Genomic DNA, 22,434 nt, shown 5'->3' on the forward strand with positions numbered 1-22,434 from the left:
TTGAGGTCAGGCTCGACCCCGGCTGGCAGCGGCGCAGTAGGCCTGAACAGACACCTTTTGTCACCCCTGCCCGCTCGGGCGTCGTCTTCGCTGAACTACTCTAGTGAGCATCTCGGAGGCACGCCCTTGCATGGGCGCGGCAAGCTGTTTCCAGGCTTGTCGCACGGGCAGAAAAAGGACCTTTGCATGACCCAATCCACACTCCTCTACACCTGGCACGGCACCGACGCCAACGGCACACCGGTCAGCGGGCAAACGTCCGGGCGCAGCCCGGCTTATGTGCGTGCCGGGCTTATTCGCCAGGGCATCAAGGTCGCCAGTTTGCGGCCTGCCGGTGGGCTGACGTTCAGTTTGCCGAAACGGCGGGCAAAGGCCGACCCGGCGGGGTTCAGCCGGCAGCTGGCGACCTTGCTCAAGGCCGGGGTGCCGCTGCTGCAGGCGTTCGAGGTGATGGGGCGCAGTGGCTGTGATGCGGCGCAGGCGGCATTGCTGGATAGATTGAAACAGGATGTGGCCTCGGGCCTGGGGCTGGCAGATGCGTTGCAGCGCCACCCGGGCTGGTTCGATGCGCTGTACTGCAACCTGGTGCGGGTGGGGGAGCAGTCCGGCACGCTCGACCGGCAGCTGGAACAGCTGGCAGGCATGCTGGAGCAGCGTCGGGTGCTGCACAAGAAGGTGCGCAAGGCGATGATCTACCCGTTGCTGCTGTTGCTGACTGGGCTGGGGGTGTCGGCGATCCTGTTGCTGGAGGTGATTCCGAAATTCGAGAGTATGTTCTCGGGCATGGGCGTGGCGTTGCCGGCATTTACCCAATGGGTGATCGACTTGTCCACAGGGCTGAGCCGGTTTGCGCCGCTGTTGCTGGTGATGGGTGTGGTGCTGGGTGTTGCCATGCGCCAGCTCTACCGGCAGCACCCGCCAGCGCGCCTGTGGATATCTCGCCGGGTGCTGGGTTTGCCGGTGTTCGGCACGCTGCTGGGGCAGGCGGCGCTGGCGCGCTTTGCGCGCAGCCTGGCAACGTCCTACTCCGCCGGGGTGCCGTTGCTGGATGCGCTGGGCACGGTGGCCAGGGTCAGTGGCGGCGACCTGCATGAACAGGCGGTGTTGCGGCTGCGTCAGGGCATGGCCAATGGGCAGGGGCTGCACCAGGCGATGGCCGCTGAGCCGCTGTTTCCGCCGCTGCTGGTGCAACTGACGGCCATCGGGGAATCCAGCGGCACGCTGGACCAGATGCTGGAAAAAGCCGCCAGCCATTACGAGGAACAGGTCAGCCAGGCGCTGGACCAGTTGACCAGCCTGCTGGAGCCGGCCATCGTGCTGGTCCTGGGCCTGCTGGTGGGCGGCCTGGTGGTGGCGATGTACCTGCCGATCTTCCAGTTGGGTAGCTTGATCTGAACATGACTTTATGGACTTTGCTGGCTGAGCAGCCGGCGTACTTTCTCACCCTGGCCACGGTGCTGGGCCTAGTGGTGGGCAGTTTTCTCAATGTGCTGGTTTACCGACTGCCGATCATGCTGGAGCGGCAATGGCAGCGTGAGGCGCAGGAAATGCTGGAATTGCCGATCACGCCGCACGAGCGTTTCGACCTGTGGCTACCTGCCTCGCGCTGCCCCCATTGCGCGCATCGGATTCGCGCGTGGGAGAACATTCCGGTCATCAGCTACCTGGCCTTGCGCGGGCGTTGTTCAGCCTGCAAAACCCGCATCAGCCCGCGCTACCCGTTGGTGGAGGTGGCCAGCGCGCTGCTGTCGCTGGTGGTGGCCTGGCGCTTTGGTGCTTCGCCCGAGGCCTTGCTGGCGCTGCCGCTGACCTGGTGCCTGCTGGCCCTGAGCCTGATCGATGCCGAGCATCAGTTGCTGCCGGATGCGCTGGTGCTGCCGATGCTGTGGCTGGGGCTGATCGTCAACGCCTTCGGCCTCTACATCCCGCTGACCAGCGCGCTGTGGGGCGCGGTGGCCGGGTACCTCAGCCTTTGGACGGTGTATTGGCTGTTCAAGCTGGTCACTGGCAAGGAAGGCATGGGCTATGGCGACTTCAAGCTGATGGCGCTGATCGGGGCCTGGGGTGGCTGGCAGGTGTTGCCGTTGACCCTGCTGCTGTCGTCGGTGGTTGGGGCGCTGGCTGGGCTGTGTCTGCTGCGTCTGCGCCGGCATGCCATGGGTACGGCGATCCCGTTCGGCCCCTATCTGGCGATTGCGGGGTGGATTGCCGTGCTCTGGGGTGATGAAATATACGCTTCATACACACAACTGCTTGGATTCTGATGACCACTGCGGCCTTTACCCCCTGGATTCTCGGCCTGACCGGCGGCATTGGTAGCGGCAAGAGCGCCGCTGCCGAGCGTTTCGTCGAGCTTGGCGTGCACCTGGTCGATGCCGACCAGGCGGCGCGTTGGGTTGTCGAGCCTGGCCGCCCGGCCCTGGCCAGCATCGTCGAGCGCTTCGGCGCCGGCGTGCTGCAGGCGGACGGCCAACTCGATCGTGCCGCCCTGCGCCAGCTGATCTTCGCCGACCCGGCGCAGCGCAAATGGCTGGAGCAATTGCTGCACCCGCTGATCGGGCAGGAGATTTTCAGCTACCTGGCCAAGGCGGAGTCGCCGTATGCGGTGTATGTGTCGCCGCTGCTGATCGAGTCGGGCCAGTACCAGAAGACCCAGCGGGTGCTGGTGATCGATGCGCCGCAGGAGCTGCAGGTGGCGCGTACCCTGGCGCGTGACAACACCAGTGCCGAGCAGGTGCAGGCCATTCTCAAGGCCCAGCTGGCCCGCGAGGAGCGCCTGCGCCATGCCGATGATGTGGTGGTCAATGACGGCGACCTGGCCGCGCTGCATCAGCAGATTGACCGCCTGCACCACTTTTACCTGACTTTACGAGGAGGCCAGCCATGAGCCAGCCATTGACCGTCGATTGCCCGACCTGTGGCGCACCTGTGGAATGGAACGAGAAAAGTCCGTTCCGGCCATTCTGTTCGGACCGTTGCAAGCTGATCGACTTGGGCGCCTGGGCGGCGGAGGAGCACAAGATTCCGGGGGCGGAAGAGTCCGAGGATGAGCTGTACTCGGGGGACCTGGAGCCGCGGCATTGATCCGATAGCCAAGTTGTCCTTCAGGGCCCTTTCGCGGGTGAACCCGCGAAAGGGCCAGTACAGCCACCAGAGAATCAACGATCATCCTCCTTCCACGGCGCCTGCAGATACCGCGTGCGGTTGAAGGTTTCCAGCCACTCCGGGCAAAACACCACCAGCGCGCTGATCACCGTGCCGTTGATGAACGCTTCGGGGAACATCATCAGCCACAGGTAGCCGACAAAATCGCTGAGCCACTCCGGCATGGCGAAGCGCCCGTCCAGCCACAACAGCCCCAGCGCAGCCAACAGGCAGGCCAGCACGGTCAGTGCCGCCGGGAAGAACCCTGAACAGAAAATATACACAAACAGGTTACGCGGCTGGGCACGCTCGACCCCTATCGCGCACGCCTCGGCTATCAGCACCGGCAGGCCAACCAGCAACAAGCCATTCACCCCCAGCGCCGCCAGGTCCTGGCGCCCCAGCGCCAGCAAGCCGAGCTGGGCCATGAACCCGCCCAGCACCGCCAGTGGCCAGTCCAGCAACAGCGTGACCGCCGTCATGCCAATGAAGTGGTACGACACCCCGGTATCGAAATCGCGCCGCACCAACCACAAGGCAAACAGGCAGAACACCGTGCCAAACAGCAGATGCTGGCGGCGCCGGTCAGTGAACAGCTCAACCCAGCGCACCTGGCTGACCGCCCAGATCAGCAACGGCACATATCCCAGCCAGCCAAGCGTAAGGGTGGTGCCGGACAACACCTGCGCGCTGATCACCTGAGGAATGCCCCTTGCAGCCATGTGGATAAAGCCGAGTCTACACCCATTCTCCATTTCATCTGGCAGGGGTAGCGCAACAGTGCGCCGGTACCGGGCTGATTCCTGCGCACAAACAGCATCTTATCGTCACCGATTAGCGGCTAAGCTTGTCTGCATGGATGACTCAGACTACCTGCGCCTGCTTACCATCCAGGCGGAACAAGCCAATGCCTTTCTCTCCAACGCCCGCAAGTGGGAGCGGGAGCGTTGGGTGTGCCAACGCCTGTTGCAGGGGCTGAACATCCCCTACCGCAGCGAGGACTTCACCCCGGCCGGGCAAGAACCGCCAGATGTGCTATTCCGCGACGCTGCATTCGAGGTGTTTTTCGTGCTCGACGAGGGCCGCCGGCTAAACGATGAATGGCGCGAAGAACTGCAGCGCCGGCGCAGTGCATTCTCCCTGGCGCAGCTTGTACGCCGCGAGGCGCGCCCGCGGCGCATCAGTGCCACCGAGCTGCTGGGGCGGCTGGCGCCGACCTTGCGCAAGAAGGCGCACAACTACCGGGAACGCGGGCTGGAGCTGAACGAGCTGGACATCATTGCCTTCGCCAGCCTCAAGCGCGAAGTGCTCGACCTCAACACCCACTTCCCGCCACCCACCGAATACCTGCGCCAGGGCTGGCGCTCGCTGTCGCTGGTGGGGCCGACCTTTGCCCGGGTGCTGTTCGCCCACCCCGACGCGCCGGACTTCCTGCGCGGCAACCTGGGCCGCAGCATTGTTTTCGACGTGGGCATCAGTCTTTGATCCAGTGCAGCGAATGTTTGCGATGGCGTACACTCGGCGCCAGATATAGAAAGCATTATCATTTGTTTCAAGCGCTTGCGTGAACGCTGTAGCGTTTACGCAGTCACAAACGTCTACCTGACGAGGCCCTACCATGACCAGCCGCCTGAATCCGGAAGATCAGCGTCGTGTCGATGAGTATCTGCGAGCCCCCCAGCACCAAGTCGAGCGCAGGCCCTTCCGGCCCTGGCTGCTCCTTGTGCTGGTGGTGGCCGTGACAATCGGGTTGGGTCTCATCAGCCGCCTGCTCAGTGGACTGGTGCTATGAGCTGCTTCGCGCTCGCCCTCCCCTCGTGCAGTTTGCGGCCGGCCCCCGGGGCCACGAATTCCGTAAACCTTATGAGATATCCCCATGACTCATCGCATCGTGATTGTCGGCGGCGGCGCCGGCGGCCTGGAACTGGCGACCCGCCTGGGTAAAAGCCTGGGCAAGCGCAAGCAGGCCGAGATCACCCTGGTCGACGCCAACCTCACGCACATCTGGAAGCCCCTGCTGCACGAAGTGGCCGCCGGCTCGCTGAACTCCTCGGAAGACGAACTGAACTACGTGGCCCAGGCCAAGTGGAACCACTTCAACTTCCAGCTGGGGCGCATGAGCGGCCTGGACCGTGAAGGCAAACAGATTCAACTGGCCGCCACCCTCGACGAAGAGGGCCGCGAGCTGCTGCCTGCGCGCACCCTGGGCTACGACACCCTGGTCATTGCCGTGGGTTCCAACACCAACGACTTCGGCACCCTGGGCGCGGCGCAGCACTGCCTGTTCCTCGACACCCGCAAGCAGGCCGAGCGTTTCCACCAGCAGTTGCTCAACCACTACCTGCGTGCCCATGCCGGTGATGTGGCGAGCGAGAAGATCAGCGTGGCCATCGTCGGCGCCGGTGCCACCGGTGTGGAACTGGCCGCCGAGCTGCATCACGCGGCCCACGAACTGGCGGCCTATGGCCTGGACCGCATCCAGCCCAAGGACATGCACATCACCATTATCGAAGCAGGCCCGCGCGTGTTGCCGGCACTGCCAGAGCGCATCAGCGTGCCGGTGCACAAGACCCTGGAAAAGCTCGGGGTGAAGGTGATGACCAATGCCGCCGTCAGTGAAGTGACCGAGGATGGCCTGAAAACCAAGGACGGTGAAGTGATCCAGGCCAGCCTGAAGGTGTGGGCGGCCGGTATCCGTGCGCCGGGTTTCCTCAAGGACATCGATGGCCTGGAAACCAACCGCATCAACCAGCTGGTTGTGCGCCCTACCCTGCAGACCACGCGCGACGACAATATCTTTGCCTTCGGTGACTGCGCCGCCTGCCCGCAACCGGGTAGCGACCGCAACGTGCCGCCACGTGCCCAGGCGGCGCACCAGCAAGCTTCGATGCTGGCGCAGAGCTTGAAGGCGCGGCTGGAGAACAAGGCGCTGCCGACCTATGAGTACAAGGACTACGGTTCGCTGGTGTCGCTGTCGCGCTTTTCGGCGGTGGGCAACCTGATGGGTAACCTGATGGGCAGCGTGAAGCTGGAGGGCTGGCTGGCGCGGATGTTCTACGTGTCGCTGTACCGGATGCACCAGATGGCGTTGTACGGGTTCTTCCGTACGGCGTTGATGATGCTGGGTAGCAAGATTGGCCGGGGTACCGAGCCGCGCCTGAAATTGCACTGACACATGCAATAGCGGTTGCCTGTACTGGCCTCATCGCCGGCAAGCCAGCTCCCACAGGGACTGCACAAGACTCGAGGTCTGTGGAGCTCCTGGTGGGAGCTGGCTTGCCGGCGATAGGGCCGGTAGCCCTCTTGCAAGACGATCGCCGAGATGCACCGAAGGGGGCATTTTTGGTTGGATAAATTCGAGGCAAAAAAAAGGGCATCTCATGCGAGATGCCCTTTTTTTCATGGTGGGTCGTGTAGGATTCGAACCTACGACCAATTGGTTAAAAGCCAACTGCTCTACCAACTGAGCTAACGACCCGGAAATGGTCGGGGTGAGGGGATTCGAACTCCTGACATCCTGCTCCCAAAGCAGGCGCGCTACCGGACTGCGCTACACCCCGTGATACTTAAAGAAAAAGGGCATCTCGCTTGAGATGCCCTTTTTACATGGTGGGTCGTGTAGGATTCGAACCTACGACCAATTGGTTAAAAGCCAACTGCTCTACCAACTGAGCTAACGACCCGGAAAATGGTCGGGGTGAGGGGATTCGAACTCCTGACATCCTGCTCCCAAAGCAGGCGCGCTACCGGACTGCGCTACACCCCGAGATTGGCTCCGCGACCTGGACTCGAACCAGGGACCCAATGATTAACAGTCATTTGCTCTACCGACTGAGCTATCGCGGAACTGAACTTCGGTACATCTTTACAGCTTCGAAGCTTGTGTTAGCTTCGGTCTCTTTGGCTACCCGCTTTCGCGTTGTCGCTGCTGAGGCCGGCTATTCTACATTCTTCGTTTTGCTTGTCAACCACTTTTTTTCATTCAACTTACTGATTTGTAAGTTGTTTTGCGGTCACCGATGTTGCTGGTGATTCGCTTAGTGCCTGACAACGCGGCGTATATTAGGGGCACTCGATTTTAGATGCAAGCAAAAATTTCAAAAATTTCAGCAAGTTATCCGGGACGCCGGAAAGGCCCGGATTTGCTGGGGCTGTGAGGGCCTCTTCGCGGGCATGCCCGCTCCCACAGGCAAAAAAAAGCCCCGCAGATGCGGGGCTCATGGTGAAACAGATCAGCCGAAGACGATTTCGTCGCCTTCCACCTTGGCGGTAATCGCCGTCCCAGGCATGAACTTGCCTGCCAGGATCAACTGCGCCAACGGGTTTTCGATCCAGCGCTGGATCGCCCGCTTCAGCGGCCGTGCGCCATACACCGGGTCGTAACCCACGGCAATCAGCTTGTCCAACGCCTCCGGGCTCAAGCTCAGCGACAGTTCGCGCTCCAGCAGGCGGCTGCGCAGGCGGCCCAGCTGGATTTCGGTAATGCCGGCAATCTGCTCGCGGCCCAGTGGCTCGAACACCACCACTTCGTCGATACGGTTGATGAATTCAGGACGGAAGTGCGAACCCACCGCATCCATCACCGCCGCACGCTGTGCCTCGCGGTCACCCACCAGTTCCTGGATCTGCGCCGAGCCCAGGTTGGAGGTCATCACGATCACGGTGTTGCGGAAGTCCACGGTGCGCCCGTGGCTGTCGGTCAGGCGGCCGTCTTCCAGCACCTGCAGCAGCACGTTGAACACATCCGGGTGGGCCTTCTCCACCTCGTCCAGCAGCACCACCGAGTATGGCTTGCGCCGTACCGCCTCGGTCAGGTAACCGCCCTCTTCATACCCTACATAGCCTGGTGGGGCACCGATCAGGCGAGCCACGGAATGCTTCTCCATGAACTCGGACATGTCGATGCGCACCATCGCCTCTTCGGTGTCGAACAGGAACTCGGCCAGCGCCTTGCACAGCTCGGTCTTGCCCACCCCGGTCGGGCCGAGGAACAGGAACGAGCCACTCGGCCGGTTCGGGTCGGACAGCCCGGCACGCGAACGGCGCACGGCGTTGGCCACCGCGGTTACCGCCTCGCCCTGGCCGATCACGCGCTGGTGCAGCAGCTCTTCCATCTTCAGCAGCTTTTCACGCTCGCCTTCGAGCATCTTGGCCACCGGGATACCGGTCCACTTCGACACCACTTCGGCAATTTCTTCCTCGGTGACCTTGTTGCGCAGCAACTGGTTCTCGGTCTTGCCGTGCTGGTCGACCATCTGCAGGCTGCGCTCCAGGTCCGGGATCACCCCGTACTGCAGCTCGGCCATGCGGCTCAGGTCGCCTTTGCGACGGGCGGTCTCCAGCTCCTGGCGGGCCTGCTCGATCTTTTGCTGAATCTGCGCCGAACCCTGCACCTCGGCCTTCTCGGAAGCCCAGATTTCTTCCAGGTCGGCGTATTCCCGCTCCAACCGGTCGATTTCCTCGGTCAGCTTCTCCAGGCGTTTTTTTGCCGCTTCGTCTTCTTCCTTCTTCAGCGCCTGGGATTCCACCTTCAGCTGGATCAGGCGACGGTCGAGGCGGTCGAGCACTTCCGGCTTGGAGTCGATCTCCATGCGGATGCGGCTGGCCGCTTCGTCGATCAGGTCGATGGCCTTGTCCGGCAGCTGGCGGTCGGTGATGTAACGATGGCTGAGCTTGGCCGCAGCAATGATGGCGCCGTCGGTGATGGCCACCTTGTGGTGCACTTCATAGCGCTCCTTCAGGCCACGCAGGATGGCGATGGTGTCTTCCTCGCTCGGCTCCTCGACCAGCACCTTCTGGAAGCGGCGCTCCAGGGCCGCGTCCTTCTCGATGAACTGGCGGTACTCGTTCAGCGTGGTGGCGCCAACGCAGTGCAGCTCGCCACGGGCCAGGGCCGGCTTGAGCATGTTGCCGGCATCCATGGCGCCCTCGCCTTTGCCGGCGCCGACCATGGTATGCAGTTCGTCGATGAACAGGATGATCTGGCCCTCCTGCTTGGACAGCTCGTTCAGCAGGCCTTTGAGGCGCTCTTCGAACTCGCCGCGGTACTTGGCACCGGCAATCAGCGCGCCCATGTCCAGCGCCAGCAGGCGCTTGCCCTTGAGGCCGTCGGGCACTTCACCATTGATGATGCGCTGGGCCAGGCCTTCGGCGATGGCGGTCTTGCCTACGCCAGGCTCACCGATCAGCACCGGGTTGTTCTTGGTACGGCGTTGCAGCACCTGCACGGTACGGCGGATTTCGTCGTCACGGCCGATCACCGGGTCCAGCTTGCCTTCTTCGGCACGCTTGGTCAGGTCGACGGTGTACTTGTCCAGCGCCTGGCGCGATTCCTCGGCGTTGGCGTCGTTGACGGCCGCGCCGCCGCGCAGGTTGTTGATGGCATTTTCCAGGGCCTTCTTGGTCACGCCCTGGCTCAACAACAGCTTGCCGAGCTTGCTGTTCTCGTCCATGGCGGCCAGCAGCACCAGCTCGCTGGAAATGAACTGGTCACCCTTCTGCTGGGCCAGGCGGTCGGCCTGGTTGAGCAGGCGCGCCAGGTCCTGCGACATGTTCACGTCGCCGGTGGGGTTCTGGATTTTCGGCAGCTGGTCGAGTTCTTTCACCAGCGCCTGGCGCAGGCTGTTGATGTCGAAGCCTACCTGCATCAGCAGCGGCTTGATCGAACCGCCCTGCTGCTCGAGCAGTGCCTGCAACAGGTGCACGGGCTCGATGGCAGGGTGGTCCATGCCAACGGCCAGGGATTGGGCATCGGATATTGCAAGCTGCAGCTTGCTGGTCAAACGGTCTATTCGCATGGGGTACCTTCCTTTAAAGGGCAGGTCGGAGCGATGGACAGCGCCTGTTTATGAAGAAACCTGCCTGAGATGACCTTATAGATAAGGCTGATTCTGGAAGATTCAAGCGTAGCGGGGTTGACCGGGGTCAACCTGTTGGATTAGTGCTGGGCCATTCGCGGGCATGCCCGCCCCCACAAGGAGTCCGCAACCTTTTAAACCTGTGGTGTACCTGTGGGAGCGGGCGTGCCCGCGAAGAGGCCGGCGCAGGCTAGCGAGGTTCCAGCCACACCAGGGAAGCAAAGCGCCCACCTTGCGGGGTACGGCGATAGGAGAAGAACCGCTCATCGCTGACCGTGCACAAGCCACCGCCATGAACAGCAGTCACCCCACGCGCCGCCAATCGAATACGCGCCAGCTCATAAATGTCGGCCATCAACTTGCCCGGCCGGGCACCATCGACAAAGGCCCTGGCCGCTTCCGGGTGCACCGCCGTAAAGGCATCACGCACCTCCAGCCCCACTTCGAACGCCTGCGGGCCAATCGCCGGCCCCAACCACACCAGCACCTCTTCGGGCGGCAGTGCCAGGCGATCCAAGGTGGCCTCCAGCACACCACCGGCAAGCCCGCGCCAGCCAGCATGCGCCGCGGCCACGCGGGTACCGGCCCGGTCGCAGAACAGCGCAGGCAGGCAATCGGCAGTCATCACGGTGCAGGCAATGCCAGGCTGGTCGGTCCAGCTGGCGTCGGCCTCGGCCACCACGGCCGGGTCGGCATCCGCCACCACCAGCCCATGCACCTGCTTGAGCCAGGCCGGCTGGATGGCGAATTCGTCGCTCAGGCGACGACGGTTCTCGGCCACCGCGGCAGGGTCGTCCCCTACATGGTCGCCAAGGTTGAAGGTTTCATAGGGCGGCAGGCTGACGCCGCCCTGGCGGGTGGTGACACAGGCGCGCACCGAGGCCGGGGCTGGCCAGTCGGGGAACAGCAGCGACTGCGTCAGGCCACTCATCCGACAAAGCTCTCGCGGTCCTGGTTCAGCAGCGACAGCAACCAGACGAAGTCATCCGGCAGCGGCGATTCCCACTTCATGACTTCACCGGTAATCGGGTGGGCCAATGCCAGGAAGCGCGCATGCAGTGCCTGGCGCGGGAAGGTTTTCACCGCCTCGACCATGGTCGGGCTGGCTGCCGGCGGAATGCGGAAGCGCCCGCCGTAGGTCTGGTCGCCGACCAACGGGAAGCCAACGTGAGCCATGTGCACGCGAATCTGGTGGGTACGGCCGGTTTCCAGCTTGACCCGCACGTGGGTGTGCGAGCGGAAGCGCTTGAGCACACGGTAGTGGCTGACCGCCGGCTTGCCGCCGTCGGTGACCGCCATGCGCTGGCGCATGCCGCCGTGGCGGCCGATCGGGGCATCGATCTTGCCGCCGGCAGTGACCACGCCAATCACGATGCACTCGTAGATGCGGCTGACCTTGCGCGCCTGCATCTGCTCGACCAGCCGAGTCTGCGCCTGCAAGGTCTTGGCCACCACCATCAGGCCGGTGGTGTCCTTGTCCAGGCGGTGGACGATACCGGCGCGCGGTACGTTGACGATGTCAGGCACGTGGTGCAGCAGTGCATTGAGCAAAGTCCCGCTGGCATGCCCGGCGGCCGGGTGCACAACCAGCCCGGCAGGCTTGTTGATCACCATGATATGGTCGTCTTCGTAGACGATATCCAGCTCGATATCTTCGGCGACCCACTCGCCCTGGGCCTCTTGCTCGGCCTCCAGGACAAGTTGCGAGCCACCATAGACGAGGTCTCGAGGGCGCACCACGGCACCATCGACCGTCAGGCGGCCTTCTTTGATCCACGAAGTCAGCCGGGAACGCGAGTACTCGGCGAACAATTGGGCGGCGACCTGGTCGAGGCGTTGACCGCCCAGTTCGGACGGGACCTCTGCGCTAAGTTGAATGATCTCGGACATGCTCGATTCGGCGGGCGCACAGCCTTTGGTTTCGGCTGCGAGCTTGTGGTTAAATACGACTTCTTTTGTCCCGGGGTTGGCCGGGGCGCTCATCATAACAGGACGGCACCGCCCAAGACAGCGGCCGTCAAAGGGACGCAAGCCGCCATGCAAGTGAAACACCTGCTGCTGATCGCCATCCTCGGGCTCACCGCGGCCTGTTCCTCCAATAAAGAAGTGATTGACGAGAACCTCAGCGAGGCCGAGCTGTACCAGCAGGCGCAAGCTGACCTGGACAACTCCAGCTACACCAGCGCCGTGAACAAGCTCAAGGCCCTGGAGTCACGCTACCCGTTCGGCCGCTATGCCGACCAGGCGCAGCTCGAGCTGATCTACGCCAACTACAAGAACTCCGAGCCCGAGGCTGCCAAGTCGGCTGCCGAGCGCTTCATCCGCCTGCACCCGCAGCACCCGAACGTCGACTACGCCTACTACCTCAAGGGCCTGACCTCGTTCGACCAGGACCGTGGCCTGGTAGCGCGCTTCCTGCCGCTGGACATGACCAAGCGTGACCCGGGTGCTGCCCGCGACTCGTACAACGAGTTCGCCCAGCTGACCAGCCGCTTCCCCAACAGCCGCTACGCGCCCGACGCCAAGCAGCGCATGATCTACCTGCGCAACCTGCTGGCCTCGTACGAAATCCACGTGGCCGACTACTACCTGAGCCGCCAGGCCTATGTAGCCGCCGCCAACCGTGGCCGCTACGTGGTGGAGAACTTCCAGGAAACCCCATCGGTCGGCGACGGCCTGGCGGTGATGGTCGAGGCGTACCAGAAGATGCACCTGGACGAACTGGCCGCCACCAGCCTGGAAACCCTCAAGCTCAACTACCCGGACCACCCGAGCCTGGCAGATGGCGAGTTCCAGCCAAAGCAGACCGAGTCTGACGGCCGCGGCTGGCTGTCCAAGGCGACCCTGGGCCTGATCGAAACCGAAACCCCGCTGCCGCCGGGTGAAACCCGCGCCAACCAGGACGTGGTCAAGCAGTTCCAGGACGCACGTGACGAGATGCCACGTGAGCTGCTGCCGACTGACGAGAACGGTGACCCGATCGTGCCGGAAGGGCCGAAGGAAGCCGAGAAAGACCGCTCCTGGTTCAGCTACATGACCTTTGGTCTGTTCGACTGATACGCAGCGGTACATGAAAGGGAGGCCTTGGGCCTCCCTTTTTTATTGGCCGCGTCCTAGACTGTCGGCTTCTTCAACCGACAAGCTGGACACCATGGTTCGCCTACTTTTCTGGATCGCCCTGATCGCCGCAGCGTTCTGGCTGTGGCGCAAGTTCAAAGCCAGCCAACAGTCGCACCCCGAGGCCAAGCTGGATGCGCCGCTGAAGATGGTGCGCTGCGCCCATTGCGGCGTGCACCTGCCCAATGACCGGGCGCTGCAGCAGGGCAACGAGTGGTATTGCAGCCAGGCGCACCTGCAACAGGGCCCAGGGCGCCAGAACTGAACCTGAATCACCTGAACCCCTTCGCGGGCACGCCCGCTCCCACAGGAACCCTGCAGGCCTTGAGCCTTTTGCAGTACCTGTGGGAGCGGGCGTGCCCGCGAAGAGGCCAGTGAATCCAACATCACTTATCCCTCCCCGACCCTTTCGCATCATTTGCGACCCCTCCCCCGCCGCCAGCATTGACCCACCCCGGCAAAACTCGCTAAATCCTATTTATCCGCATAAATATGAAAAATAGCGAAATGCTCAAACCCAAACGCAAGCGCCAGAAGCTGTCCGATGTGATCGTCGAATCGGTCAAGCGCTCGATCGTCACCGAAGCGCTGCACCCCGGCGACCGCCTGCCCACCGAACGTGAGCTGATGGAGCATTTCGAGTGCTCCAAGGGAACCGCCCGCGAAGCGCTCAAGGCCCTGGAAGTCGAGGGCCTGGTCAGCACCCGCACCGGCCCGAGCGGCGGCGCCTACCTCAATGAAGTCGGCACCGAACCTGCCAGCCGCGCGCTGCGCAACTACCTGCACTTCCAGCACCTGGACGGCGAACAGGTGTACCAGTTGCGCAAGGTCATCGAGGTGGAGCTGGCGGTATCGGTAATGGGCAAGCTGAGCGAAGCCGACTACGCCGCGCTGCAGGCCAACATCGACTTCTGCAGCGCCCCGGAAGACAGCGAGGAAGGCCAGCGCGAACAGCGCCTGGCGGAGCTGGAATTCCACACCCTGCTGGCCGACCGCTGCCCCAACCCGTTGCTGCGTTTCATGGCGGTGTTCCTCAACGACCTGCTGCGCGACCTGGTGGTGCTGAAAAAGGCCTACCTGCCCAAGCGCCAGCAGTTCGCCGCTGCCAACATCGCCTACCACAAGCAATTGCTGACCGCCCTGCGCGCCAGCGACGAGCCCGCCGTACGCCGGCTGATGCACGAACACATGTGCGACGCCGAACACCACATGACCGCGCTGGAAGGCGAGGTTGCCCGCAACTTCCTGCTGGAGTTCGAACACCACCACTGATCCGCCTGGAAAGAGGCCTGCACACAGGCCCGGCCGTACCCGCTTTGTCATTGCCACTCCTGCCTAATAACCACAACCAAGGAGTTACTCATGCAAAGACGTACCCTGCTCAAGGCAGGCCTTGCCCTGGGTGCCTTAGGTAGCCTCCCCCTGGGGGCGCACCGGGCATTCGCCGAGCAACCATTGACCTTCTATGGGCTCAAATCCATGTCTGGCGCCTTCGCCAGCTACGGCAAGTACGCCGACATGGGCTCACGCCTGGCCATCGCCGAATACCCGCAACTGCTCGGCCACCCGCTCAAGTACAAGGTCATCGACACCGAAGGCAACGCCGGCAAGGCGGTGCGCAAGGTGCAGGAAGCCATCGGCCAGGATGGCGCCCGCTTCTTCCAGGGCTGCACCCTGTCGTCCTCGGCACTGGCGGTGTCGAAGGAAATCCACAAGGCCGGCGGCGTGTTCATGACCCCGGTCGGCGCTGACGAAATCACCGGCAAGGACTGCAATGCCTCGACCTTCCGCTGGTCGGTGCCCACCTACGGCGCCATCCGCGAAACGCTGGTGCCAATGATCCGCCAGCTGCCACAGGCCAAGCGCTGGTACACCATCACCCCGCAATACGTGTTCGGCGATGCCCTGCTGGACAACGCCCGCAAGGTGTTCGCCGAGCTCGGTGTGGAACACATCGGCAACAGCTACCACTCGCTGCAGGAGCAGGAGTTTTCCGGCTACCTGACCAACGCCATCGCCGCCAAGCCCGACGTGCTGGTGCTGCTCAACTTCGGCAGCCAGGCGTCCAACGCCCTGCGCCAGGCAGTGAACTTCGGCATCAAGGAGCGCATGAAAGTGCTGATTGTGTGGTCCGCCGGCCTCGATCAGTTCCAGGAGCTGGGCAGCGACGTGCTCGAAGGCGTGTACTTGGGCGCGCAGTACTGGCACCAGGTCGATACCCCACTGAACCAGCAGCTGGTCGCTGCCACCCGCAAGGCTTATGGCATCAACCCCAACTACCCGCTGGCGGCCGACTACATCGGCACCAAGGTCATGCTCGAAGCCATCATCAAGGCCGGCAGCCTGGATGGCGCCGCCGTGTCCGCGGCATTGCAGGGCATGCGCTTCCAGGGCCCGACCGGCGAAGAACTGATCCGCCCGGGCGACCACCAGGTGCTCAAGGATTACTACCTGCTGCGCGGCAAGCCCCAGGGGCAGATGCGCGATGAGGACGACCTGGCCGAAGTCATCAGCTCGGGCCGCTCGTTCGTCGAAGTCGACCACACCGGTTGCGCCCTGGCCTGAGGCCGCGGCGTCAGTCACAAACACTCGTACAGGCAGCCGCATCGCGCGCTGTCGAGGGCACGCTCATGCTCGATTTGTACCTGTTCCAACTGCTCAACGGCCTGGGCCTGGGGATGATCTACTTCCTCATCGCCGTGGGCCTGACGATCATTTTCGGCCTGCTCAACTTCGTCAACTTCGCCCACGGCGCGTTCTTCTTGCTGGGCGCCTACCTGTGCTACACCGCCGTGGCCATTACCGGCAACTTCTGGCTGGCCCTGCTGATCGCACCGCTGGTGGTGGCGGCGCTGGCCTGGGCGGTCGAGCGCCTGTTGATCAAGCGCATCTACCACCTGCCGCACACCTTCCAGATCCTCGTCACCCTCGGTATCGCGCTGATCATCCAGGAAGCCTCGGTACTGATCTGGGGCCCGGTGGGCAAGAACATCGCCGTGCCGCCGGAATTGCGCGGGGTGCTGATCGTCGGTGACTTCATCTACCCCTACTACCGGCTGTTCCTGATCGGTTTCGCCGCGCTGATCGGCCTTGGCCTGTGGCTGCTGCTGGAGCGCACCCGCTTCGGCGCCCTGGTGCGGGCCGGCAGCGAAAGCACCGAAACCGTGTCGCTGCTGGGCACCAACATCTTCCGCCTGTTCTCCCTGACCTTCGCCCTGGGCGTGGGCCTGGCCGGCGTGGCGGGCGTGCTGTTCGCACCGCTGCGTGGCGCCCAGCCCTTCGTCGGCCCGGAAATCCTCGGCATCGCCTTTGTGGTGGTGGTGATCGGCGGCATGGGCTCGTTCGGCGGCGCCCTGGTCGGCGGCCTGCTGGTGGGTGTGGTGCAAAGCATGATGACCAGCCTCTGGCCGCAAGGCGCCAGCCTGATGATCTACGGCGCCATGGCCGCAGTGATCCTGGTCCGTCCCTATGGCCTGTTCGGGAGAGCCTGAGATGAGCGAGAAAAACCCATTGCCAGTCGCCAAGGGCCGCGCCCCGGCCCTACTGTTGCTGGTGGTCGCCAGCCTGGTGGCGCTGCCGCTGCTGCTGCCATCGGCCACCCTGGCCACCGAGATCCTGATCTTTGCCCTGGCGGCGCTGGCCTGCAACCTGCTGCTCGGCTACACCGGCCTGCTGTCGTTCGGCCAGGGCATCTTCTTTGGCGTAGGCGCCTATGGCGCGGCGCTGCTGATGATCCACCTGCAGTGGGGCATGTTCGCCGCGCTGCTGGGCGCAGCAGTGTTCGGTGCCTTCCTGGCGCTGCTGGTAGGCGCCCTGGCGATCCGCCGCACGGGTATCTACTTCGTCATGCTGACCCTGGCCTTCAGCCAGATGGCCTACTTCCTGGCCTACACCCTCAGCGGCTGGACCGGCGGTGACAACGGCCTGCTCGATGTGCCCCGGCCCAACATCGAAATCGCCGGCCATGTGCTGGTCGACCTGGCCGACCCACGGCACTTCTATGTGTTCGTCGCGGTGCTGTTCCTGCTGATCTTTGCCGGCGCGCTGCGGGTGATCCGCTCGCCATTCGGCAGCACCCTGCTGGCCATCCGCGAAAACGAGACCCGCGCCGCAGCCATCGGCTACGACACCCGCCACTTCAAGATCCTGGTGTTCATGCTGTCGGGCGCCATCACCGGTATCGCCGGGGCGCTGTACGCCATGCTGCTGCACTTTGCGCCGCTGTCGAACATCGACCTGATGATGAGCGAGAACATCCTGATCATGACCATCGTGGGTGGCACCGGCTCGCTGTTCGGCTCGCTGCTGGGGGCCGGCGCCATCGTGCTGCTGGGCGACGTGCTGTCGGAGCTGTGGCCGCGCTGGCTGATGCTGCTGGGGGTGATCCTGATCCTGGTGGTGGTGTTCATGCGTGGCGGCCTGTGGGGCGGCCTGGCCGAACTGGGCAAGCGCCTGCTGGCTAACCGCAATGCCAATGACAAACCCCAGGCCAAGACCAAGGAGACTCTGTGATGAGCGACTACCTCCTGGAAACCCGCCAGCTGGAGCTGGCCTACGGGCCGTTCAAGGCGGTTGCGAGTGTCGACCTCAAGGTTCGCGCCGGCTCCATCCACACCATCATCGGCCCCAACGGCGCCGGCAAGACCAGCCTGTTCCACTGCCTGACCGGCGAGCGCCAGGCCACCGCGGGCAAGATCCTGTTCAACGGCCAGGACATCATCCGCAAGCCGTCCCACGGGCGCGTGGCGCTGGGCATGGCCCGTTCGTTCCAGCTCACCAGCCTGTTCCAGAACCTGTCGGTGCGCGAGAACCTGCGCCTGGCCGCCCAGGGCCGCGATGGCCTGGGTGCGCTGAACTTCTGGCGCAGCGTCGAGCACAAGCGCAGCCACTGGGACACCGCCGACCAGGTGCTGGAGCGCCTGAAGCTTGCCGCCCGCGCCGAGACCCTGGCCGGCGAGCTGTCGCACGGCCAGCAACGGGTGCTGGAGGTGGGCATGTCGATCTGCGCCAAACCCACCCTGCTGATGCTCGACGAACCCACTTCGGGCATGGGCATCGACGACATCCCGGTGATGACCGACTTGATCAGCGACCTCGGCCGCGACCACACCGTGCTGCTGATCGAGCACAACATGAGCATCGTCATGTCGATCAGCCAGCGCATCACGGTGATGAGCCACGGCCAGATCCTGGTCGAGGGTACCCCTGAACAGGTGCGCAACGACGAGCGTGTCCGCACCGCCTACCTTGGAGAGGCCGCCTGATGCTCAATGTCGATTCGATCCACTCCTACTACGACAAGAGCCATGTGCTCGAAGGCGTCTCGCTCAAGGTCGAGGCTGGCGAACTGGTGACCCTGCTGGGGCGCAACGGCGCCGGCAAGACCACCACCCTGCGCAGCATCCTCGGCATCGTCCGCCCACGGCAGGGGCAGATCAGCTTCAACGGCCAGCAGCTGGTCGGCCGCGAAATCTTCGATATCGCCCGGCTCGGCATTGCCCTGGTGCCGGAGCACCGCGGCATCTTTCGCCAGCTCAGCGTGGAGGAGAACCTGAGGATTGCCGTTCGCAAGGACAGCCGCTGGCAGCTGGAAGACGTGTACAGCATGTTCCCGCGGCTGAAGGAACGGCGCCGCAACGGCGGTTTCGCCCTGTCCGGCGGCGAGCAGCAGATGCTGGCCATCGCCCGCGCCCTGCTCAACGGCCCCAAGCTGCTGATCCTCGACGAGCCCACCGAAGGCCTGGCCCCGGTGATCGTCGACGAACTGGTGAGGATTCTGCGGCGGCTCAAGGACGAAGGCCTGTCGATCCTGCTGGTGGAACAGAACCTGATGGTCTGCGACGCCCTCGCTGACCGCCACTACGTGCTGGAACAGGGTCGCGTCGCCTACCAGGGCAGTGCGGCGCAGTTCCGCGAGGATCCGAGCATCAAGAACCGTTACCTGGCCCTTAGCGCCTGATACAGGCCTCGTTTACCTGTACTGGCCTCTTCGCGGGCTTGCCCGCTCCCACAGGTACTCCACCGGCCTGAGAGAGGTGAGATCCCTGTGGGAGCGGGCAAGCCCGCGAAGAGGCCGGCACAAGCAACCCAGTCATTTCAGGAGAGATGAACCATGAACACCCGCATCGATCCATCGCAGCATCTGCTCGGCCAGGGCCCGCTGGTCAACCGCGATCGCCTCTGGCAATCGCTGATGGACCTGGCCCGGCTCGGCGCCACCGCCAAGGGTGGCGTATGCCGCCTGGCCCTGACCGACCTCGACCGCCAGGCCCGCGACCTGTTCGTGCGCTGGTGCGAAGACGCCGGCTGCACGGTCAGCATCGACGCCATCGGTAACATCTTCGCCCGCCGCCCCGGGCGCAACCCGGCCCTGCCGCCAGTGATGACCGGCAGCCACATCGACACCCAACCCACCGGCGGCAAGTTCGACGGCTGCTACGGGGTCATGGCCGGCCTCGAGGTGCTGCGCACCCTGAACGACCTGGACCTGACCACCGAAGCCCCGCTGGAAGTGGTGGTATGGACCAACGAGGAAGGCTCGCGCTTCCCGCCGTGCATGATGGGCTCGGGGGTGTTCGCCGGTAAGTTCGGCCTGCAGGAGACCCTGGCCAAGGTCGACGACCAGGGCCTGTCGGTAGGCGCGGAACTCCAGCGCATCGGTTACGCCGGCCCCCGCGTGCCCACCGGGCATGCCGTCGGTGCCTACTTCGAAGCACATATCGAACAAGGCCCGGTGCTGGAAGACCAGCGCACCACCATTGGCGTGGTCCAGGGCTGCCTGGGGCAGAAATGGTTCGACCTGGTACTGACCGGCGTCGAGGCCCATGCCGGCCCGACCCCGATGCACCTGCGCAAGGATGCCCTGGTCGGTGCCGCCGAGGTGGTGGCTGCGGTCAACCGCGTGGCCCACGCCCACCAGCCGCATGCCTGCGGCACCGTCGGCTGCCTGAACCTGCACCCGGGCTCGCGCAATGTCATCCCCGGCCAGGTGCAGATGACCATCGACCTGCGCCACCTCGACCCCGAGCACCTCGCCACCATGGTCAGCGAAGTACGCGCGGCCATTGAAACCAGCACGGCAAGGCACGGGTTGAGTTTCGAGCTGACGCCAACCGCCGACTTCCCGCCGCTGTACTTCGCCGAGCAGTGCGTTGACGCCGTGCGCCAAGGCGCGCGGGAGCTGGGCCTGAGCCACATGGATATCGTCAGCGGCGCCGGCCACGACGCGATCTTCCTCGCCGAACTGGGCCCAGCCGGGATGATTTTCGTACCTTGCGAGGGCGGCATCAGCCACAACGAAATCGAAAATGCCGCGCCACAGGACCTGGCCGATGGCTGCGACGTGCTGCTGCGCGCCATGTTCCAGGCCGCCAACCCGGGAGCCCGTTGAGATGACCCAGAAAACCGCGATTGGCGAGTTCACCGCCGTCGAACTGCTCGAGTTGTACCAGCGCCGCCAACTGTCACCGGTCGAGGTGATCGACGATGTGCTGGCGCGCATCGACCTGCACAACCCGGCGGTCAACGCCTATTGTCATGTCGATGGCGAAGGAGCCCGCGCCGCCGCCCGCGCCAGCGAACAGCGCTGGCAGCGTGGCGAGCCCTGCGGCCGGCTGGATGGCGTACCCGCCTCGATCAAGGACCTGACCCTGACCCGGGGCATGCCCACACGCAAGGGCTCGCGCACCACCTCGGGTGCCGGCCCGTGGGAAGTCGATGCGCCCTTCACGGCCTTCATGCGCGAAGCCGGCGCTGTGTTGGTGGGCAAGACCACCACGCCGGAGTTCGGTTGGAAGGGGGTGACCGACAACCCGCTGTACGGCATCACCCGCAACCCCTGGGATACCCGGCTGACCGCCGGCGGCTCGTCTGGTGGCGCCGCGGCGGCAGCCGCGCTGAACCTGGGCGTGCTGCACCAGGGCAGCGATGCCGGCGGCTCGATTCGCATCCCTTGCGCCTTTACCGGCACCTTCGGCATCAAGCCGACCTTCGGCTACGTACCGCAATGGCCGGCCAGTGCCATGACCGTGCTGTCGCACCTGGGGCCGATGACGCGCACCGTCGACGATTCGGTACTGATGCTCGACTGCGTCGCCCGCCCCGATGCCCGTGACGGGTTGGCCGGCGCACCCAGGCAGGCGCCGTGGCTGGGCCAGGAGCAGGACCTGAGCGGCCTGCGCATCGCCTACAGTGCCAACTTCGGTTACGTGCAGGTCGACCCGCAGATCCAGGCACTGGTGGCCCAGGCCGTGCAGCGCCTGGCACGGCTGGGCGCACAGGTTGAGGAAGTCGACCCGGGGTTCGGCGACCCGCTGGAGACGTTCAATACCCTGTGGTTTGCCGGGGCGGCGCGGTTGGCCAGTGCGTTCAGCGATGAACAGCGGGCGCAGCTTGACCCAGGGCTGCGCTGGATTGCCGAACAGGGAGCGCGAATCAGTCTGGGTGACTACACCCAGGCCCTGGAGGCACGCGCAGAGTTGATCGCGAAGATGAATGCCTTCCACCAGCGTCATGACCTGCTGGTATCGCCGATGCTACCGCTGGTGGCATTCGAGGCAGGGCACAATGTGCCGCCGGAGTCGGGGATGACGCAGTGGATGGAATGGACGCCGTTCAGCTATCCCTTCAACCTGACCCAGCAGCCGGCGGCTTCGGTGCCGTGCGGGTTCACCCGCGAGGGGTTGCCGGTGGGGCTGCAGGTGGTGGCCGGGCGCTTTGCCGATGAGCAGGTACTGCGGGTGTGCAAGGTCTATGAGCAGCATTACCCTAGCCGGCACTTGCAGGCACCGATTACCGGTTGAGTGCTCTATTGGACCCGCCGGCTGGAATATTTATTGGCCTTGCTGACCTCATCGCCGGCAAGCCGGCTCCCACAGGCAAAGCACAGGTCCCGAGGCTGTAGGTGGATCTGTGGGAGCTGGCTTGCCAGCGAAAGGGCCGCAAAGCGGCCCCGGCAATCTCAGCTCAACCTACCGGTTGAGTACTCTATTGGCCCCGCCGGCTGGAATATTTATTGGCCTTGCTGGCCTCATCGCCGGCAAGCCGGCTCCCACAGGTAAAGCACAGGTCCCGAGGCTGTAGGTGGACCTGTGGGAGCTGGCTTGCCGGCGAAAGGGCCGCAAAGCGGCCCCGGCAATCTCAGCTCAACCTACCGGTTGAGTACTCTATTGGCCCCGCCGGCTGGAATATTTATTGGCCTTGCTGGCCTCATCGCCGGCAAGCCGGCTCCCACAGGCAAAGCACAGGTCCCGAGGCTGTAGGTGGACCTGTGGGAGCTGGCTTGCCGGCGAAAGGGCCGCAAAGCGGCCCCGGCAAT

21 protein-coding genes and 5 tRNA genes are annotated in these 22,434 nt (G+C 64.1%); 17 read left to right on the plus strand and 9 right to left on the minus strand.

Translation table 11 applies throughout. The features are described 5' to 3' along the window. Positions 1-186 precede the first annotated feature (186 nt). Genes CAG44_RS23605 through yacG form a run of 4 tightly spaced genes read left to right on the plus strand, consistent with a single transcriptional unit; the run spans position 187 to position 3,084 of the window. The gene (locus tag CAG44_RS23605; protein WP_085693102.1) at positions 187-1,395 is read left to right on the plus strand and encodes a type II secretion system F family protein; all 1,209 of its coding nucleotides are present in this window, start codon (positions 187-189) and stop codon (positions 1,393-1,395) included. 2 nt (positions 1,396-1,397) lie between these two features. Continuing rightward, positions 1,398-2,264, plus strand: coding sequence for an A24 family peptidase (locus tag CAG44_RS23610; RefSeq protein WP_085693103.1), 867 nt, complete (start codon positions 1,398-1,400; stop codon positions 2,262-2,264). Then, positions 2,264-2,887 (plus strand): dephospho-CoA kinase, encoded by a 624-nt coding sequence (gene coaE / locus CAG44_RS23615; RefSeq protein WP_075043664.1) that lies wholly within the window; start codon positions 2,264-2,266, stop codon positions 2,885-2,887. The genes CAG44_RS23610 and coaE overlap by 1 nt, the downstream gene beginning before the upstream one ends. Then, entirely contained in the window at positions 2,884-3,084 is a 201-nt protein-coding gene (gene yacG / locus CAG44_RS23620) for a DNA gyrase inhibitor YacG (RefSeq protein WP_003260624.1), read from the plus strand. Before coaE ends, yacG begins: the two co-directional genes overlap by 4 nt. Before the next feature lie 74 nt (positions 3,085-3,158). On the opposite strand, the gene CAG44_RS23625 is transcribed toward yacG, so the two are convergent. Further along, positions 3,159-3,866, minus strand: coding sequence for an energy-coupling factor ABC transporter permease (locus CAG44_RS23625; RefSeq protein WP_085693104.1), 708 nt, complete (start codon positions 3,864-3,866; stop codon positions 3,159-3,161). Positions 3,867-3,999: 133 nt separating this feature from the next. Between CAG44_RS23625 and CAG44_RS23630 the strand changes: the two genes are divergently transcribed. From CAG44_RS23630 to CAG44_RS23640, 3 genes are all read left to right on the plus strand, one after another. After that, positions 4,000-4,629, plus strand: a complete 630-nt coding sequence (locus tag CAG44_RS23630) for a DUF1780 domain-containing protein (protein WP_013970766.1) — start codon at positions 4,000-4,002, stop codon at positions 4,627-4,629. 133 nt (positions 4,630-4,762) lie between these two features. Next, positions 4,763-4,936 carry a DUF3094 family protein gene (locus CAG44_RS23635; RefSeq protein WP_013970765.1) on the plus strand — a complete coding sequence of 58 codons (174 nt, stop codon included), beginning with the start codon at positions 4,763-4,765 and terminating at the stop codon, positions 4,934-4,936. Between the two features lie 84 nt (positions 4,937-5,020). Then, positions 5,021-6,316, plus strand: coding sequence for an NAD(P)/FAD-dependent oxidoreductase (locus CAG44_RS23640; protein ID WP_025337608.1), 1,296 nt, complete (start codon positions 5,021-5,023; stop codon positions 6,314-6,316). Positions 6,317-6,546: 230 nt separating this feature from the next. Here CAG44_RS23640 and CAG44_RS23645 read toward each other — a convergent pair. The 8 genes from CAG44_RS23645 to rluD form a co-directional block, all read right to left on the minus strand. After that, a tRNA-Lys gene (locus CAG44_RS23645) sits at positions 6,547-6,622 on the minus strand. A 5-nt stretch (positions 6,623-6,627) separates the two neighbouring features. Continuing rightward, positions 6,628-6,704 (minus strand) — tRNA-Pro (locus CAG44_RS23650). A gap of 47 nt (positions 6,705-6,751) precedes the next feature. Next, positions 6,752-6,827 (minus strand) — tRNA-Lys (locus CAG44_RS23655). Positions 6,828-6,833: 6 nt separating this feature from the next. Beyond that, positions 6,834-6,910 (minus strand) — tRNA-Pro (locus CAG44_RS23660). Positions 6,911-6,914: 4 nt separating this feature from the next. After that, a tRNA-Asn gene (locus tag CAG44_RS23665) sits at positions 6,915-6,990 on the minus strand. A gap of 386 nt (positions 6,991-7,376) precedes the next feature. Further along, the gene (gene clpB / locus CAG44_RS23670) at positions 7,377-9,941 is read right to left on the minus strand and encodes an ATP-dependent chaperone ClpB (protein ID WP_025337607.1); all 2,565 of its coding nucleotides are present in this window, start codon (positions 9,939-9,941) and stop codon (positions 7,377-7,379) included. 250 nt (positions 9,942-10,191) lie between these two features. Continuing rightward, positions 10,192-10,932: a peptidoglycan editing factor PgeF gene (gene pgeF / locus CAG44_RS23680; protein WP_085693106.1), complete on the minus strand. Its 741-nt coding sequence runs from the start codon at positions 10,930-10,932 to the stop codon at positions 10,192-10,194. Further along, positions 10,929-11,891, minus strand: coding sequence for a 23S rRNA pseudouridine(1911/1915/1917) synthase RluD (rluD, locus tag CAG44_RS23685; protein ID WP_025337605.1), 963 nt, complete (start codon positions 11,889-11,891; stop codon positions 10,929-10,931). Before rluD ends, pgeF begins: the two co-directional genes overlap by 4 nt. A 147-nt stretch (positions 11,892-12,038) precedes the next feature. Here rluD and CAG44_RS23690 point away from each other — a divergent pair, with 147 nt between their 5' ends. The 10 genes from CAG44_RS23690 to CAG44_RS23735 all read left to right on the plus strand — a co-directional run bounded on the left by CAG44_RS23690 (position 12,039) and on the right by CAG44_RS23735 (position 21,919). Then, on the plus strand, positions 12,039-13,058 hold the full coding sequence (locus tag CAG44_RS23690) for an outer membrane protein assembly factor BamD (RefSeq protein ID WP_025337604.1): 1,020 nt from the start codon (positions 12,039-12,041) through the stop codon (positions 13,056-13,058). A gap of 94 nt (positions 13,059-13,152) precedes the next feature. Then, positions 13,153-13,383 carry a PP0621 family protein gene (locus CAG44_RS23695; RefSeq protein WP_046617024.1) on the plus strand — a complete coding sequence of 77 codons (231 nt, stop codon included), beginning with the start codon at positions 13,153-13,155 and terminating at the stop codon, positions 13,381-13,383. A 242-nt stretch (positions 13,384-13,625) separates the two neighbouring features. Further along, positions 13,626-14,390, plus strand: a complete 765-nt coding sequence (locus tag CAG44_RS23700) for a FadR/GntR family transcriptional regulator (protein WP_047934916.1) — start codon at positions 13,626-13,628, stop codon at positions 14,388-14,390. Positions 14,391-14,480: 90 nt separating this feature from the next. Beyond that, positions 14,481-15,683 (plus strand): ABC transporter substrate-binding protein, encoded by a 1,203-nt coding sequence (locus tag CAG44_RS23705; RefSeq protein ID WP_085592517.1) that lies wholly within the window; start codon positions 14,481-14,483, stop codon positions 15,681-15,683. A gap of 65 nt (positions 15,684-15,748) precedes the next feature. Beyond that, positions 15,749-16,609, plus strand: a complete 861-nt coding sequence (locus tag CAG44_RS23710) for a branched-chain amino acid ABC transporter permease (protein ID WP_039614952.1) — start codon at positions 15,749-15,751, stop codon at positions 16,607-16,609. A 1-nt stretch (position 16,610) separates the two neighbouring features. Then, the gene (locus CAG44_RS23715) at positions 16,611-17,630 is read left to right on the plus strand and encodes a branched-chain amino acid ABC transporter permease (protein WP_039614951.1); all 1,020 of its coding nucleotides are present in this window, start codon (positions 16,611-16,613) and stop codon (positions 17,628-17,630) included. Next, positions 17,630-18,382 carry an ABC transporter ATP-binding protein gene (locus tag CAG44_RS23720; protein WP_085693107.1) on the plus strand — a complete coding sequence of 251 codons (753 nt, stop codon included), beginning with the start codon at positions 17,630-17,632 and terminating at the stop codon, positions 18,380-18,382. Before CAG44_RS23715 ends, CAG44_RS23720 begins: the two co-directional genes overlap by 1 nt. Next, complete coding sequence (locus CAG44_RS23725; protein WP_085693108.1) at positions 18,382-19,077, plus strand: ABC transporter ATP-binding protein; 696 nt, start codon at positions 18,382-18,384, stop codon at positions 19,075-19,077. Before CAG44_RS23720 ends, CAG44_RS23725 begins: the two co-directional genes overlap by 1 nt. A gap of 153 nt (positions 19,078-19,230) precedes the next feature. Further along, on the plus strand, positions 19,231-20,508 hold the full coding sequence (locus CAG44_RS23730; protein WP_085693109.1) for a Zn-dependent hydrolase: 1,278 nt from the start codon (positions 19,231-19,233) through the stop codon (positions 20,506-20,508). Between the two features lies 1 nt (position 20,509). Beyond that, entirely contained in the window at positions 20,510-21,919 is a 1,410-nt protein-coding gene (locus CAG44_RS23735; RefSeq protein ID WP_085592512.1) for an amidase, read from the plus strand. Positions 21,920-22,434 lie beyond the last annotated feature (515 nt).

The organism is Pseudomonas sp. B13(2017) (assembly GCF_002113245.1).
Taxonomy (GTDB): Bacteria; Pseudomonadota; Gammaproteobacteria; order Pseudomonadales; family Pseudomonadaceae; genus Aquipseudomonas; species Aquipseudomonas putida_Z.

Bases quoted from the DNA above. Each gene is read 5' to 3' on its own strand.
- CAG44_RS23605 (WP_085693102.1), top strand. From the start codon at position 187: ATGACCCAATCCACACTCCTCTACACCTGGCACGGCACCGACGCCAAC.
- CAG44_RS23610 (WP_085693103.1), top strand. From the start codon at position 1,398: ATGACTTTATGGACTTTGCTGGCTGAGCAGCCGGCGTACTTTCTCACC.
- coaE (WP_075043664.1), top strand. From the start codon at position 2,264: ATGACCACTGCGGCCTTTACCCCCTGGATTCTCGGCCTGACCGGCGGC.
- yacG (WP_003260624.1), top strand. From the start codon at position 2,884: ATGAGCCAGCCATTGACCGTCGATTGCCCGACCTGTGGCGCACCTGTG.
- CAG44_RS23625 (WP_085693104.1), bottom strand. From the start codon at position 3,866: ATGGCTGCAAGGGGCATTCCTCAGGTGATCAGCGCGCAGGTGTTGTCC.
- CAG44_RS23630 (WP_013970766.1), top strand. From the start codon at position 4,000: ATGGATGACTCAGACTACCTGCGCCTGCTTACCATCCAGGCGGAACAA.
- CAG44_RS23635 (WP_013970765.1), top strand. From the start codon at position 4,763: ATGACCAGCCGCCTGAATCCGGAAGATCAGCGTCGTGTCGATGAGTAT.
- CAG44_RS23640 (WP_025337608.1), top strand. From the start codon at position 5,021: ATGACTCATCGCATCGTGATTGTCGGCGGCGGCGCCGGCGGCCTGGAA.
- clpB (WP_025337607.1), bottom strand. From the start codon at position 9,941: ATGCGAATAGACCGTTTGACCAGCAAGCTGCAGCTTGCAATATCCGAT.
- pgeF (WP_085693106.1), bottom strand. From the start codon at position 10,932: ATGAGTGGCCTGACGCAGTCGCTGCTGTTCCCCGACTGGCCAGCCCCG.
- rluD (WP_025337605.1), bottom strand. From the start codon at position 11,891: ATGTCCGAGATCATTCAACTTAGCGCAGAGGTCCCGTCCGAACTGGGC.
- CAG44_RS23690 (WP_025337604.1), top strand. From the start codon at position 12,039: ATGCAAGTGAAACACCTGCTGCTGATCGCCATCCTCGGGCTCACCGCG.
- CAG44_RS23695 (WP_046617024.1), top strand. From the start codon at position 13,153: ATGGTTCGCCTACTTTTCTGGATCGCCCTGATCGCCGCAGCGTTCTGG.
- CAG44_RS23700 (WP_047934916.1), top strand. From the start codon at position 13,626: ATGCTCAAACCCAAACGCAAGCGCCAGAAGCTGTCCGATGTGATCGTC.
- CAG44_RS23705 (WP_085592517.1), top strand. From the start codon at position 14,481: ATGCAAAGACGTACCCTGCTCAAGGCAGGCCTTGCCCTGGGTGCCTTA.
- CAG44_RS23710 (WP_039614952.1), top strand. From the start codon at position 15,749: ATGCTCGATTTGTACCTGTTCCAACTGCTCAACGGCCTGGGCCTGGGG.
- CAG44_RS23715 (WP_039614951.1), top strand. From the start codon at position 16,611: ATGAGCGAGAAAAACCCATTGCCAGTCGCCAAGGGCCGCGCCCCGGCC.
- CAG44_RS23720 (WP_085693107.1), top strand. From the start codon at position 17,630: ATGAGCGACTACCTCCTGGAAACCCGCCAGCTGGAGCTGGCCTACGGG.
- CAG44_RS23725 (WP_085693108.1), top strand. From the start codon at position 18,382: ATGCTCAATGTCGATTCGATCCACTCCTACTACGACAAGAGCCATGTG.
- CAG44_RS23730 (WP_085693109.1), top strand. From the start codon at position 19,231: ATGAACACCCGCATCGATCCATCGCAGCATCTGCTCGGCCAGGGCCCG.
- CAG44_RS23735 (WP_085592512.1), top strand. From the start codon at position 20,510: ATGACCCAGAAAACCGCGATTGGCGAGTTCACCGCCGTCGAACTGCTC.